This is a genomic window from Phocaeicola plebeius DSM 17135 (assembly GCF_000187895.1).
Classification (GTDB): Bacteria; Bacteroidota; Bacteroidia; order Bacteroidales; family Bacteroidaceae; genus Phocaeicola; species Phocaeicola plebeius.
On record NZ_DS990133.1, the window covers coordinates 18864 to 34771 of the forward strand.

Annotated in this window: 11 protein-coding genes; 4 read left to right on the forward strand and 7 right to left on the reverse strand. The window is 45.4% G+C overall.

Annotation, left to right across the window (positions count from 1 at the left end; genetic code table 11):
- Position 1 precedes the first annotated feature (1 nt).
- From BACPLE_RS12915 to BACPLE_RS12945, 7 genes are all read right to left on the reverse strand, one after another.
- The gene (locus tag BACPLE_RS12915; protein WP_040313196.1) at positions 2–1654 is read right to left on the reverse strand and encodes a glycoside hydrolase family 43 protein; all 1653 of its coding nucleotides are present in this window, start codon (positions 1652–1654) and stop codon (positions 2–4) included.
- Positions 1655–1801: 147 nt separating this feature from the next.
- Positions 1802–3691: a glycoside hydrolase family 97 protein gene (locus BACPLE_RS12920; RefSeq protein ID WP_235777940.1), complete on the reverse strand. Its 1890-nt coding sequence runs from the start codon at positions 3689–3691 to the stop codon at positions 1802–1804.
- Between the two features lie 126 nt (positions 3692–3817).
- Positions 3818–5272 (reverse strand): glycoside hydrolase family 30 protein, encoded by a 1455-nt coding sequence (locus BACPLE_RS12925; protein WP_235777935.1) that lies wholly within the window; start codon positions 5270–5272, stop codon positions 3818–3820.
- Positions 5273–5319: 47 nt separating this feature from the next.
- The gene (locus BACPLE_RS12930; RefSeq protein ID WP_007562696.1) at positions 5320–7821 is read right to left on the reverse strand and encodes a family 43 glycosylhydrolase; all 2502 of its coding nucleotides are present in this window, start codon (positions 7819–7821) and stop codon (positions 5320–5322) included.
- Between the two features lie 325 nt (positions 7822–8146).
- A complete protein-coding gene (cydB, locus tag BACPLE_RS12935) occupies positions 8147–9298 on the reverse strand; it encodes a cytochrome d ubiquinol oxidase subunit II (RefSeq protein WP_007562698.1) in 1152 nt (383 codons plus the stop codon).
- 33 nt (positions 9299–9331) lie between these two features.
- Complete coding sequence (locus tag BACPLE_RS12940; RefSeq protein ID WP_007562700.1) at positions 9332–10828, reverse strand: cytochrome ubiquinol oxidase subunit I; 1497 nt, start codon at positions 10826–10828, stop codon at positions 9332–9334.
- Between the two features lie 41 nt (positions 10829–10869).
- Positions 10870–11088 (reverse strand): DUF4492 domain-containing protein, encoded by a 219-nt coding sequence (locus BACPLE_RS12945; RefSeq protein ID WP_007562703.1) that lies wholly within the window; start codon positions 11086–11088, stop codon positions 10870–10872.
- 142 nt (positions 11089–11230) lie between these two features.
- On the opposite strand from BACPLE_RS12945, the gene BACPLE_RS12950 reads away from it, so the two are divergent.
- From BACPLE_RS12950 to BACPLE_RS12965, 4 genes are read left to right on the forward strand one after another with little or no spacing between them, the layout of a single operon-like run.
- A complete protein-coding gene (locus BACPLE_RS12950; RefSeq protein WP_040313273.1) occupies positions 11231–12574 on the forward strand; it encodes a TolC family protein in 1344 nt (447 codons plus the stop codon).
- A gap of 12 nt (positions 12575–12586) precedes the next feature.
- Complete coding sequence (locus BACPLE_RS12955) at positions 12587–13810, forward strand: efflux RND transporter periplasmic adaptor subunit (protein WP_007562707.1); 1224 nt, start codon at positions 12587–12589, stop codon at positions 13808–13810.
- A gap of 12 nt (positions 13811–13822) precedes the next feature.
- Complete coding sequence (locus BACPLE_RS12960) at positions 13823–14569, forward strand: ABC transporter ATP-binding protein (RefSeq protein ID WP_007562709.1); 747 nt, start codon at positions 13823–13825, stop codon at positions 14567–14569.
- A gap of 23 nt (positions 14570–14592) precedes the next feature.
- The gene (locus BACPLE_RS12965; RefSeq protein ID WP_007562711.1) at positions 14593–15813 is read left to right on the forward strand and encodes an ABC transporter permease; all 1221 of its coding nucleotides are present in this window, start codon (positions 14593–14595) and stop codon (positions 15811–15813) included.
- Positions 15814–15908: the final 95 nt, after the last annotated feature.

Sequence of the window (15908 nt, forward strand, 5' to 3'; positions counted from 1 at the left end):
TTTATTTTTCCACATGAAACCAATCTACATCCACCCAACCACGTTCTTTCCCATGAGGTGTCACACAGAACATTCCCACCTTGGCGCCAATCCATTTTCCCTGACGAGCTTTGAACAGCGTGCCGGCCTCCGTAAATTTCTTTCCATCCAGACTGTAGCTAAAGCGACAATATGCCTCTTTGCCCACACGTACCCTTATGTAAATCTCTCTTTCGAAATTAGGGAACAAACCTGCTTCAAACTTCTTACTGGGCTCTAATACCGCTAATGTAGAAACCTGCTCCAAGTTACCCTGTTCTGCATCCTTACATATCGCCTGCTTCAGCAAGAACTTTTCTCCCTGTTTTTCCACTCCTATCCAGGAGTAATCCCAGCCCATAACGATGAGCCCCGAAAGTTGTCCGTCATCTTTTGCCGAAACCTTTAATTTTGCTGTAGCTGTAAATTCCTCTGCCGGGAATTTTTGCATCAACAGATTGGGTACTTCCCAGAAATTCTTAAAATGCGAAGAAAGTTCATGTCCATAAATACGGGCATATCCCATATTCGTCGTAAAGCCGAACACATCCTGATAATTTGCATGCCATTCCCATTGCAAACCCAGCTTACGAGTATCAAATTCATCACTCTCCACAGGCGTTTCTATCGGATACGTTTTATCGGTTTTAGGTTTACGATAGCAGCTCACAGGGTCTCCACAACCATCGCCATCCCTATCTACTCCAATTACCGGCCAGTCATTTACCCATTTCATCGGATTCAGGTGCAATACACGTCCATAAGCCCCCTTATCCTGGAAATGCAAGAACCACGATTCACCGGCCGGAGTATCTACCCATCCTCCCTGATGCGGACCGTTGATGTCCGTTTTTCCTTGTGCCATGACAATCCGGGGCTCGTACGGTCCGTATACATTTTTCGAACGCATCACCAGCTGCCATCCGGAAACGACTCCGCCTGCAGGTGCAAACAGATAATAAAAGCCATTACGCTTATAGAACTTTGCTCCTTCAATGGTATGATTTACGCCGTCATTTCCGTCAAACACCAGTACCGGGTCTGAAATGACTTTTGTACCTTCCTTATTCAACTCGCATACCGTCAGCACACTGTTGAATTTCGCCCGGCTTCCAGCCCATGCATGAGCCAGGTACACCCGTCCGTCGTCATCCCATAACGGACAGGGGTCAATCATCCCTTTTCCAGCTTTTACCAGCACCGGCTTATCCCATTCTCCATACGGATCACGAGTCTTTACCATAAAAATGCCAAAATCCGGATCACCCCAGTATATATAATACATCCCTTCATGAAAACGAATGGAAGGTGCCCATACGCCTTTTCCATGACGGGCTTCATTGTAATATTCCACCGGTTCCACCTTTTTCAAAGCATAATTCACAATTTTCCAGTTTACCAAATCCTTTGAATGAAGGATGGGCAATCCTGGTGTGCAATTAAAACTGGAGGCTGTCAAAAAATAGTCTTCACCTACCACGCAGACATCCGGATCAGAATAATCCGCATGAAGTACTGGATTCCGGTACATGCCATTCCCTTCATCCGATACCCACACCTCAGAGCGATACTGTGCCATCGCAGGATGAAACATGCCGCAAACCGACAGACTTAATATCAAAAACAATCTTTTCATTCTTCTTTCAATTTAAGTAACCCCCAAAACAATCTTTTACCAAAAGAAAAAATACCCAAAACTTAAAAATCCATTTATCTAAATACATTTCGTTTATAAATACGAATCAGGCTCTCATTACACCTAAAAGAAGAATATAAAAATTACTTAAAAGGATTCTCCTCCGTATTTCTTATAAGCTTTTGCTTCTTTTTCAGTCACCGGCACCAGTCTCACGGCTGCTCCACCTCTTGGTTTTAGGGTAAACTTTATCACATCCTCAGCTCCGACCAGCACATACGAACATTTCACCTGTGTTTTTGTCTTCACTTCTTCTCCCCCATCGGTATAAATTGATGCCAGATACATCTGATTCTTGCCCAGGAAAGAACAATCCAGCGTTTCATCAGAACCGTCATTGTTGGTCAGCATACCCACAAACCACTCTTTGCCTTTCCGACGAGCCATGGTGATGTTTTTACCCGGCATTCCATTCAGCACGTGCGATTCATCAAAAACGGTCTGCAAGTTTTCAAACCATTCTATCTCCGGCTCTCCGTTATAGAATTGAGGACGGTCATACCAGAAAATCGTCATCAACGGGCTATAAAATACCAATGAAGCCGCCAGCTGATGTGCATGCGTATTCTTCAAGCGCTTGTCATAATAACAGATAGTGTAATCTGCGGCTCCGTTAATCATACGCGTAAACGGAAGAATGGTACTGTGTGTAGCATCCGGAAACTCTTCATTCCCCAAGATACCCTCCTGTGTCAGCAAGTTCGGATAAGTACGGCTGAATCCCGACGGACGGAACTCATCATGAATGTTCATCATCAGGTTATTCTCTGCTGCCAGACGCACCATGTCGTGCAACCAGGTAGCCCAGCGGTGACTTGCATACTGCACAAATCCTGATTTCACTCCCACAATGCCCCATTTACGCAACAGCGGGAACAATTCGCGCATCTGCTTCTGCAAAGCATGCTGGTTGACATACAACCAAATACCTACACCTTTCTTCTTTCCATACGCTACTACTTTCGGCATGTCCAGTTTTGACACCACCTTCGTGGCATCCCCATCATGTGAAGTACAGGGCATATACCACTGCCAGTCAAAAAGCATGTACGGGATACGGTGTTCCGCACAGAAATCAATGGTCTTCAAAGCCTGGTCTGTTGTAAGCGATGTTTCACGCATGATTTTTCCCGGCTTAATCCAGTTAGTATTCTTAATCTCACAGGGAGGATTCAAATTTTCGATAATATAATTGTGTTCCAGTAATTCTCCCGGTTTGTCAGCTGCCATGATGACCTTCCACGGCGTTGCATAATAAGTAACAATATCTACCGGACTGTACATGACAGAAGTCAATGTATACTGTTTTTCAGCAGAAGACTGAAACTTAGTCAGACACCAGTCGTCCACATCCGCATCGGTCAATGCTGCCCAAACTCCATTAGGCAATTCCAGCGTCAAGGCACGTTCCACCGGCTTCTTCAGCGCATTCACATCCAGGTATTCAAAATGCGCCTGTGCCCATTGTTCGGCCCAAGCCTTAGTTCCTTCCGGAAAAGTATACTCCGTCAAATCCCCTACTACCTTATGAAATATAGCTTTTGGATGTTCTGGGAAATAATAACGAAAAGCCACCCCTTCATCATAGGCTCGCACTTCCACGTTCAAACGGTAATTAGAGCCGTCCTTTTTCGACAAATATAGTGTGCCCCATTTGTAGTTATCACGCACCGAGCTACGTTCCCCATAAAGCGGTGTCCAAGTAGCATCATGGCTGCCGTAAGCCACTGAATCCACTTCTAGATTGTCCATCCAGCATGCCGGCTGAGGCAATTTACGCATCCCCAAAGCCATTTCCCAGACACGATTGTCCAGTTGTAATCCGGCCTGCGATTCCTTCACTACCTGTTTCCCGTTGTAATTTACCTCATAGCAAAGTACATTGGCTCCGGAAGCCGATTTTTTCTCATAAAATTTTACCTTATGTGTACCTTCCGGAGAAGACAAATCCAATTCTATTGGTTCTGCCGCACACATTGCAGCTCCAAGAACCCATAATCCTAACGTCAAAGACAAGTTCTTCATATTCCTGTTTATTGTTTTTTATAGAAATACGAATAACTTGTCCCGACTACTCAATCAAAATGTAATTTTCTTTGATTTTTATTTCACTTGAAACTCAAACGTATTAAAGGAATGAGCCTGCAAAGTCGCATTCAGCCATTTTTCTCCCAACTTCACCGTTAGTTGCTGCGGACTATCCTGGAGGTTTCCAGCCACCACCACGGTTTTTCCTTCTGGAGTCTGTACTACCAGCACGGGCTTCTTGTCCTCACCCGTCGGCTTAAACGCCATCACCTTCGTACCCGGCATCAGGAAACGAGTGTAATGCTTCACTGCATAATATTCCGGCGTAAAGATAGCCTTAGCCTGTTTGGAATCCACCCGTATCAAGGCATTCTGCTTCCATCCCCACGGACTTACTCCCTCATCCGCCAGAATCGGATTCCAGAAAGTATACTCCTCACAGCCATTTCCCAAATAATGATTCATCAGATGAAATGTATGCTCTGCCGCTTTCCAGTCGAAAGACCCCCATCCGCATTCACTTTCGGTCTGCACATAGTTATAATTCGGATATTTCGCACGCAGGCGGGTCAGCAACTGTCCTCCTTCCCACTGTAGTCCTATTCCTTGAATCGTTTCAGGCATACGCGGATCATCCAGCACCTTTTCTATCACCTCATAACGGTTCGTATTGATGGTTCCGAAATACAATTTCACGTCCGGATGCGCTTTCTTCAGTGCCGGAGCCAGATACTCTACGTTGAAACGGATAATCCCCTCCGGTGTCCATGCACATCCCGGATAAGGCGTATAGCTCCACGATTCATTTTGAAACATCACCATCTTTATGGGAATATTCAACTCCTTATATGCGGAAACAAACTTGCAAAAGAAATTCGCGTATGCCGACAGGTAACGAGGATCTTGAATAAAGAAGTCCGTTTCAGCCAGTTCAGCCGGGAACACCCCATCTGTCTTAGGCCCTTTATTGCCTTGCAAATAATAATCCTTCGCCGGGTGCATCGTATTATATTTATCACTGCGCACCGGATAATCCTGATTGATTTTCATCCAGCTGGGCGGACTCCATGGAGAAATCCAGAAAGTCATGTTCGGATTATAACGCTGGGCCGACTTGATATACGGCACAAGCGAAGTTTTATCGCGGTCTATATTAAAATGCTTCAATTCAAAATCTCCCGGTACCTCGTCACAGCTGTACCAGTTGCGTGAGAAATCGTTTGCATTCATCGGAAAACGCCCCAACGTAAAGCGCAAATCACCTTCCGGAGCAAACAGTTTTCTCAGAATATCTTCCTTCTCATTACTGGGCAGCACATTCAACGCATCCCATCCCAATTCATTGAAACAGGTACCCCAAGCCTTGAAAACGACTACAGAATCTCCCTTATCTACCGATAAATCAGCAGCTGTTCCTCCTGCCTTCGTTTGTAATTTCACCTTGTTCTGGGTCCAGATCTTCCCTTCACAACTACTAACCCAATCACATGTCTGTGCCTGCACGGATACCTCAAACAGTGCAAACCCCATACAACCTAACCAAATTTTTCTCCATTGCATTTTCATAGCATCTTTTTCTATTTCTCAAAAGTATTTCCATTCGTTTGCTGGCGAAGGAATGTCTCACGATCATACTTCCGCTGATGCGTTTTCCAGTATTCCTCCAGATTATCTGCTTCCTCTTTTGTCAGATGAATCACTGCTCCGTGCTTGGGCGAAGTGTAATTGGTAGTTTTCATGACACCCTCATTGAAATGGCCCAGATTCTTGAAATGTACAAAATCGGAAGTTTCCGCAAAGCCGAAATTATGGGGATGAATGCTGAAAATGTCATACATCAATACCCACTTGTTCTCTCCAATCCTTTTCCATACGTTGGGGGCTTCGCATGCCTTGGGTTCAAAGTCATACCAACGGGCATCATATACATAACCACCGTTCATCCGGTCAGATACCGCCTGCTTGATGCCACCGATACCATCATGTGCTACATAAAACAAATGATATTTATCTCCTATCTTGGTTATGTCTCCATCAATAGCAGACACCCCGTCCATCGGATACTCAAACAAAATCTGAGGCGTGCTTTCTATCTTATTAAAATCATCGTTTACATACACATAGTACAATTTGTTGGCTTCACTCTTGAAACGCATGGTGTAATAAATCATCAGTTTACCTTTCTTGTCATCGTAAGCCACTTCGGGCGCCCATGCACAACCTATTTCGCACAATCCGGCTGAAAGCTTGTCGAAACGGATGTTTGCCCGATTCCAGTGAATCAAATCCCAGGATTTCATCAATACAAGTCCCCGGTTATTTCCCCAACCGTATTCCGGTCCGCGTTCCCACTCTGTCTTGCGATAGCCGTCACGCAAACCAAACACATGCAAGTCGGTCATGGCCAGGTAAAAGGCTCCATCCGGTCCACGGAAAATATGAGGGTCACGGATACCTCGCTGATAGGCTATCGTATCACCTGCCAGCACAGGCTCTCCTTCATTCATCGCTGTAAAAGTATAACCGTCACGACTCACGGCCATATACAAACCGTGTGTCTCATCCCGATGGAAAACCATCAAATAGGCTCCCATATCTTTCTCTTCCGGAATGGCATTGCGGTAACGGAAATTGCGGAAACCTGTTTTCCCTTTTCCGGCAGCCAATAAGGCCGGACGAAGAGCGTAAAATCCTTTATACACATTGTGATTCAGACGAGCGACATCCACATTTTGGGCTAGCACTTCCCAGGACTTTCCATCTGCACTGACCGACATTTTCAGGCGGTTGCCCTGATTCAGCAGTTTCACCCGGAAGTTTTTACCGACTTTATTGGTTACCGTCAAAGGCTTTTCTTCTCCCCGGTACACCGTAAAATTCTTTCCATCAGAAGTCACTCCCGCGTAGGCTTCTTCATTGTAGTACAACAACAGACCTCCGATGTTTCCATTTCCCAATCTTACTTCTACTTCCGTTTCATAGCATTTGTCCATAGCTGTAACCAACAACAGACGGCCGTCTGCCGGAGTGCGTCCCTTGGCCTTCACCTGCATTTCTCCCTCCGTAAATGTCAAAGTTTGGGGAGCATATTCCTTCCAGAACGTCCACTGAATGCCCAATTCCGGTTTACTGAAATTATCCGACAGTTCCATCTTCCATTCCGGTTGTCTGTTTTCGCTTAACCAGACAGTTTCCTGCTTGGTACGGCACCATCCGTCGCTGGTCCATTCTATCGGTTCAATTAAGGTAGAGCGTCCCAACGTATGGTATCCGTTGGCATAAGCATGATACACTACCCACCAGTTACCGTTCACGTCATCTATCAGGGTGCCATGACCTTTTGACCACCAGTTTTCACTGGCACTGTAAGTATGTACAATGGGATTATAAGGCGAATTTTCCCACGGACCAAACACCGATTTGGAACGTGCCACCACACACATGTGGCTGGTAGCCGAACCGGCAGTTCCTCCTTCAGCCGACATCATGTAATAATATCCGTCTTTATAAAGTAGTTTGGGAGATTCCAGGTACATATCCTTCCCTTCTGTAACCCAGTTGGCCGGATATTCCCATCCGTCGTACACCTTCCTGCTTTTTCCAGTAACTTTCAATCCGTCATCACTCAAAGGAGTAATCCAACCGTTGTTGGTAAACAGGTAACGCTTTCCGTCTTCACCTACCACATGACCGGGGTCAATGCCTTTTACCTCCAGTTTTACCGGCTTGCTCCACGGACCGCGAATATCATCGGCATAAATCACGTAATTTTCACCCGTCGATGTGGGATAGTAAATGTAATAACGATCTTGGTATTTCAGCAGGTCGGGGGCCCAAATCGAAGCTTCATATTCAGGTAAGGCTCTGCAAACCGGCTCCCAATGCATCAAATCAGTGGAATGCCAGATAAGGAATCCAGGTGCATAGCAAAAAGGAGAATGTGTCATGTAATAATCTTTTCCGTCACGCAGGATGGAAGGGTCCGGATAATCACCGGGGAAGATGGCCTTGGGAAACTGTGCCCATATCCCATTTCCCACAGAAATAAAAAGCACAATTAACAACAATAGTTTTTTCATGGTATTTATCAGATTTGTAATTCAAATGTACAAATATAAAATTTTCTCTTAAGGACTGAAAATAAAGATAATAAAAAAAGTGTAAAACACACAATAATAGATTTACAAAAAAACACAAGTGCGTTTGATGTAAAACACCTTTGTGTTTTATCTTAAATGTACTTGCATTTCAAGTTAAATGCACTTGTATTTTAGTTCAAACGTACTTGCGTTTTTTTTCGACCTCGATACTCAAAAGTTCACACGAGATTCTCTGCAAAAAAAATAACCGTCGCCCGACTTTCTGCTTCGGACGACGGTTATACTTTATAACAAACGACACAGATTAATAGCTATGCTCGTCTTCTTTGATTTCTTCCATGGTCAACGGCTTACGGTCGATGGCACGCCATGCATAAATAATGTAGGCCAGCACAAAGGGAACTAAAATAGATACATAAGCCATGGTTTTCAGGGTAAACTGACTGGAACAGCTGTTGGCAATGGTCAGTGAACTCTGTAAATCGGCTGTAGATGGATAATAAGCAGTATGATTATAACCTACGACCAACAGCAAGGCCAGTACCGTCAGTACCGTACCCACACCGGCAAACCAGATACCGCGGGTATAGGTCTTGCAGAAAATGCTTTTTCCCAGGCCATACAACACCCCGACTACTCCTAACAGGAACAACACCAACAGATAAGGCATGGCCATAAAATTGTGGAAATATTTGAAGGGTTCCATCACAATCTGCCCCGTTTCCGGATCAACGGCAAACCCGTCTTTCAGTAAGGTGCGAATCACAAATGCCAGGAAGAATACAAGGAAGGGCACCGCATCGGCTATCAGTTGACGACGGAAACGGGCATTCAGCGCTTCATGACGGATGTTGTTAATGAAATAGAGGTTTCCCAGCAAGCGGGCAAGGAAGAGTACTGCAAATCCTAAAATGAGGTTCCACGGGTCGGCAAACGCATCCAGTCCATGCCATCCGTTACCCCAATGGCTGATGACCGGCATCATTTCGTCGGTAAGGTTTCCTTTGCTCACCACAAAGTTGGAGCCGTTGAAGAAAGTAGCGACAGCCGCTCCCAACAATAACGGACCTACAATGCCATTCAGCACCAGAAAGAACTGATAGGTACGCTTGCCCAACCAGTTGCCAAGCTTCGACTGAAATTCGTAGGACACAGCCTGAAGCACAAAGCTGAAGAGAATAATCATCCACAACCAGTAAGCTCCTCCGAAGCTGGTGCTATAGAACAAAGGGAAAGAAGCAAAGAAGGCTCCTCCGAAAGTGACCAGAGTGGTAAAAGTAAATTCCCATTTACGTCCGGTGGAATTGACCAGCAACGTACGTTCTTCTTCGGTACGTCCCAAACAATAGAGCAAGGAGTTTCCTCCCTGTACGAACAGCAAAAAGACCAGCAAGGCTCCTAATAAGGAAACCAGGAACCACCAGTAATGCTGCAAGAATATATAAGTTGAATCCATATTTTTCGGTTTTAAAATGATGTATCGGTTAGTTTATTTTTCGTCCGGACCTTTACGGATGGCTTTTACCATGATACCGATTTCGGCAATAAGCAGCACGGTAAACATGATAAGGAAAATGAAGAAAGTGGTTTGCACGGAGCCTGTTTCCAGTTTTGACACCGCCGCATTGACGGGCAGCAAATCCTGAATTGTCCAGGGCTGACGTCCCATCTCGGCCACAATCCATCCTGCCTGGCTGGCAATGTAAGCCAATGGAATGCTCCACAAGGAAATCCAGTGCAGCCAGTTGAGTTCTGCCAGCCGCTTTTTCCATACGAGGAATAAAATAAGCAGGAAGAACAGTATGAAATACATACCTAACCCTACCATCACGCGGAAAGACCAGAAAAGCAGACCTACATGAGGTACAAGGTCTTCTTTGTTCTGAATGTATCCGTAGCCGAAATAAGGCATGTATTCTTTCAAGGCACTGCGTGCAATCTGCATGGAAGCCTCATCGCCTTCTTCTTTTGCCCGACGGAAATCGGCCAATGCCGTAATGGCTTTCTTACCGTTCACCATCTTTTCATCTGCCGAAAGAGCCGTTGAACCATCAGGTAATGTATAGCCTCCTTCCAGCAGGTTGTTGATACCCGGCACATATCCTGCCGTGCTATGCGTAGCAAGGAAAGAAAGCATTTCGGGTATCTTGATGGAACCTACCACCGTCAGAGGTTCATGCGTGCCTCCTTCATAAAGCGCTTCCATAGCAGCCAATTTCATAGGTTGTACCTGAGCCACCTGATATGCGGACTTATCGCCTGTACCGGCTGTTACCAGGGCAGCAAACAATCCGACTGCCGCTGCCACCTTCATGCTGGCAAGTGCAAATTCTTTTTCGCGTTTACGAATCAGGTACCAGGCACTGACTCCGATGACGAAAGCGGCTCCGAGCATCCAGCTACTTAATACGGTATGGAAAAATTTCACCACTGCCACTGGCGAGAAGGCCACTGCCATGAAATCAACCATTTCATTTCGCATGGTTTCCGGATTAAACTCCATTCCTACCGGATACTGCATCCAGGAATTAGCCACCAGAATCCACCAGGCCGAAATAGTGGCTCCTAAACCGGTAAGCCAGGTAGAAGCCAGATGAAAACCTTTACTCACCTTGTGCCATCCAAAGAACATGACAGCCACAAAAGTAGCTTCCATGAAGAAGGCTAAAATACCTTCTATGGCCAGTGGAGCACCAAATATGTCACCTACAAACCAGGAATAGTTACTCCAGTTCGTACCAAACTGAAACTCCAGAATCAAACCGGTTGCCACTCCAATAGCAAAGTTTATTCCAAACAGTTTCATCCAAAACTTTGCCGTACGCTTCCAGAATTCATTTCCTGTACGTACATACAATGTCTCCATTGTAGCCATAATCACAGCCAGCCCTAAAGTAAGCGGCACAAACAGCCAATGGTAAATGGCGGTCAAGGCAAATTGTGCCCTCGACCAGTCAATCATTGAAGTGTCGATTGTTTCAAGCATAAGAAATTACTTTATCAGTTACTAATATAAATAAGGTATAGTTATTCTGCCATCCGGTTTGTCAGCTCCAGGCCCACATAATCCTGCTTCTCGGTCTCCGTCTTTCCTTCCAGGAAGGAAGGGAAGAAAAACAGTTTCAGCACAAAAAACATGACAAAAAGCTTTATCAAGATAATCGCCCAAAGGACACGTCCCCAGGTCATCTCCCGAAAACCATCACGATAAAAATAAAAAACACGAATGAGATTCTTTTTAATCATAGTCTATTTTTATAATGATTACAAAGTAAGCACTTTATCGGGAAAAAACAAGGGTTTATCGAGATATTCTGTGGGTAAATCTATCTATTTTGCCTCTTTTTTTATTATGAAATACATTTGCAATGTAAAAATTAAACGAAATATGAAAAAAAGAGAACTCATTTTCTTCGCCGCACTCGCGACTTTCCTGTCGGGAAATGCACAGGAAAAACAAACCTGGTCGCTTGAAGATTGCATAAACTATGCGCTGGAGAAAAATATCCAGTTACAGCAGAACAAGATTTCCTTACAGGAAAGCGAAGTGGATGTAAAGACAGCAAAGGCTGCACTCTTTCCAAGCCTCTCGTTCAACACCGGACACAACATTGTGAATCGTCCTTATCAGGAAAACAGCGCCACAGTCAGTGGTACTGAAATCATCAGCAGTAACAATAAAACTACCTATAACGGCAGCTACAGTTTATCTGCACAATGGACATTATGGAACGGCGGACAGCGCCTGAACAACATCAAACAGCAAAAGAAGAATCAGGAAATAGCGGAACTGACCGTAGCCGAAACAGAAAATACGCTCAAGGAAGAGATTACCAAACTTTTCCTGCAGATTCTGTATGCAGATGAATCAGTAAACATTAATAAAGGTACGCTGGAAGTAAGTAAAGCTACCTATGAACGCGCTAAAGAACTTTTTAATCAGGGTAGTATTTCGAAAGCAGATTTGGCCCAACTGGAAGCACAGGTCGGTAATGACCAGTACCAGCTGGTAACCTCCGAAAGCTCACTGAGAAACTATAAACTTCAACTGAAGCAAATGCTGGAACTGGACGGAAACATGGAAATGGAGCTGGAACTTCCGGTACTTGACGATGAAAAAGTGATGCAGCTGCTCCCCAATCAAGACGAGGTTTACCAAACGGCACTGGCCAACCGTCCGGAAATACAAAGCAGCAAGCTGAGTATTGACAATTCCAAGTTGGCTATTTCTGCTGCTAAAAGCGGTTACTATCCAAGTATCAGTCTGTCGGCGTCTACTTCCAGTACAACCAATAATGCAAGTCAGAACAACTGGGCACAACAGATGAAATACGGATGGAACAACATCATCGGCCTTACGGTGAGTGTACCTATCTTTAATAACCGACAGACTAAAAGTGCAGTAGAAAAAGCTCAGTTCCAATACAACTCTTCGCTGCTGAACTTGCAGGACAAGCAAAAAGGGCTTTACACCGAGATTGAAACGCTCTGGCTGGATGCACTCAATGCGCAGCAACAATATGCAGCAGCCGAAGTGAAACTGAAAAGCAGTCAGACCAGTTTTGATATGGTCAGTGAACAGTTCAGACTGGGCATGAAAAATACGGTTGAACTGCTGACCGAGAAAAATAACCTGCTCAGTGCACAGCAACAACGGGTTCAAGCCAAATATATGGCCATCTTGAATCGTACATTACTCGATTTTTATGCAGGAAAAGACATTGAATTATAATAACCAAACAATATGAACAAGAAAAAAATAATTTTGACAGCCGGTGTCGTACTCGTGCTGGCTGTAGCAGGATTCTGGATTTTCGGAAAGAAGAATGCACAGGGCAAGGTAGACTTCGTGACTGAAAAAGTTACACGAGGAAATATCAGCAATTCCATTACAGCTACAGGAACTATTGAACCGGTCACTGAAGTAGAGGTCGGTACACAGGTTTCAGGTATCATTGACAAAATATATATTGACTATAACTCCGTAGTAAAGCAGGGTGAAGTGATAGCCGAGATGGATAAGGTAACGCTGCTCAGCGATTTACAATCAGCGCAAGCTACATACAACGGCGCCAAGGCCGAATACGACTACCAGAAGAAACTATACACGAGAAACAAAGCACTACACGAGAAACAGCTGATCAGTGAAACAGACTACGAACAAAGCGTGTACGATTATGAACGTGCTAAAAGTACATACGAACAGACGCAAGCAGCCTTAGCCAAAGCGGAACGGAATCTTTCATACGCCACTATCACTTCTCCGATTAATGGTATTGTAACGAGCAAGGATGTGGAAGAAGGACAGACCGTAGCCTCCGGTTTTGAGACTCCGACACTGTTCACCATTGCTGCCGACTTGACAAAGATGCAGGTAGTAGCCGATGTGGATGAAGCCGACATTGCCGGAATAAAAGACAGTGCCCGAGTTACCTTTACCGTAGATGCATATCCTGACGACGTGTTCGAAGGAAAAGTATATCAGATTCGTCTGGGAAGTGTAAACAGCAGCAGTTCAAGCAGTACCAGCACAAGCAGCGAAACAGTAGTCACTTACGAAGTGGTAATTACTGCCGACAACCCGGATTTGAAACTGAAACCCCGACTGACTGCCAACGTGACCATTTACACCGATACCCGTGACAACGTGATAACGGTACCCAACAAGGCATTGCGTTTTACACCGGAAAAACAATTGGTGGGCAACAAGACCATTACAGACTGCGAAGGTGCACACAAGGTATGGACAATGGACGCCAACGGATTTACCGCACATCCTGTAAAAATCGGTCTGAGCGACGGAAGCCATACTGAAATTCTGGAAGGACTGAGCGAAGGTACTCCTATCGTAACAGAAACCGTACTGAAAGGCTTCGAAAGCAATGCCAATGCAGATGCAACAGCTGACGGAGAAAGAAGCCCGTTCATGCCAGGCCCTCCGGGAGGTGACAAGAAAAAACAGAAATAAGGAGATACTCTTATGAAAAAGACTGTCATAGAATTGCAAAATATCAAACGGAATTTCCAGGTGGGAGACGAAACGGTCCATGCCTTGCGCGGAGTTTCATTCAGCATACAGGAAGGAGAATTCGTCACCATTATGGGAACATCCGGTTCAGGAAAATCTACTTTGCTGAACACCTTGGGATGCCTGGATACACCCACCAGCGGAGAGTATCTGCTCGACGGAGTATCCGTACGCACCATGAGCAAGCCACAAAGGGCAGTACTGCGTAACCGGAAAATCGGATTTGTATTCCAGAACTACAACCTGCTGCCGAAAACTACAGCCGTAGAAAATGTGGAACTTCCTCTGATGTACAACAGCTCAGTCAGTGCAGCCGAACGTCGTCGGCGTGCCATTGAGGCCTTAACAGCTGTAGGACTGGCTGACCGCTTGGAACATAAATCCAACCAGATGTCAGGAGGACAGATGCAGCGTGTGGCCATCGCCCGCGCACTGGTCAACAATCCGGCGGTAATTCTGGCAGACGAAGCTACCGGTAACCTGGATACACGTACCTCATTTGAAATTCTGGTTCTTTTCCAGAAACTGCACCAGGAAGGACGTACCATCATCTTCGTGACACACAATCCGGAACTGTCACAATACAGCAGCCGGAATATCCGCCTACGTGACGGACATGTCATTGAAGACGTGACCAACCCTCATATTCTGTCAGCTGCAGAAGCATTAGCTGCCCTGCCGAAAAACGACGACGATTGACGTGACTAATTAAGAAATGACTTATGAACGGAACAAACCTTTTTAAAATAGCTTTCAGAGCTTTGGCCAACAACAAGCTCCGTGCATTCCTGACCATGTTGGGAATCATCATCGGTGTGGCCTCTGTCATTGCCATGCTGGCCATCGGACAAGGCTCTAAACGAAGCATCCAGAAACAGATTTCTGAAATGGGCTCCAACATGATTATGATTCATCCGGGAGCTGAAATGAGAGGTGGAGTCCGGCAGGACCCTTCGAGCATGCAGACACTGAAACTGGAAAATTATGAAACACTGCGCGACGAGTGCATGTACTTGTCGGCCATCAGTCCGAATGTATCTGCCTCCGGACAGTTGATTTCGGGATCCAACAACTACCCTTCTTCTGTCAGCGGGGTCAGCATTGGCTACCTTACAATTCGCCAGCTCACCGTAGAACAAGGTGAGATGTTCACTGAAGAGGATATACGTACAGCTGCCAAAGTCTGTGTCATCGGTAAAACAATTGTAGACAACCTGTTCCCCGACGGTCAGGACCCGATTGGAAAGATTATCCGCTGCAACCAGGTACCTTTGCGGGTAGTAGGCGTGCTGAAGTCCAAAGGATACAACTCTATGGGTATGGACCAGGACGATGTGGTATTGTCTCCTTACACCACCGTAATGAAACGTTTGCTGGCCCAAACTTACCTAAGCGGTATTTTTGCCTCAGCCTTGACGGAAGACATGACGGAAGAAGCTGTAGATGAAATTACGAACATCTTACGACGTGAACACAAACTGAAAGAAGCAGACGATGATGATTTCACCATACGTACACAACAGGAACTTAGTTCCATGCTGAATACCACAACCGACTTGATGACTACCCTGCTGGCCTGCATTGCCGGAATTTCACTGGTAGTGGGTGGTATTGGTATCATGAACATCATGTATGTAAGTGTGACGGAACGTACACGTGAAATCGGACTTCGTATGTCTGTGGGTGCAAGAGGAATCGATATTCTGTCACAATTCCTGATAGAATCCATCCTGATAAGTATCACCGGAGGTCTGATTGGAGTAATCTTGGGTTGCGGTGCCAGCTTCATCATCAAGAGTGTGGCTCACTGGCCTGTCTTTATCCAGCCCTGGAGCGTATTGCTCTCATTTGCCGTCTGTACATTTACCGGCGTATTCTTCGGCTGGTATCCGGCTAAAAAAGCGGCCGACCTTGACCCGATTGAAGCATTACGCTATGAATAAATAACGGAACTACTTTGTTCTTCATAACTTTGGTTTCCTGTCCGGCTGCCATTCAGCAGTGAATGTTTCCCCAACATAAACCGCTTAAGGTAGCC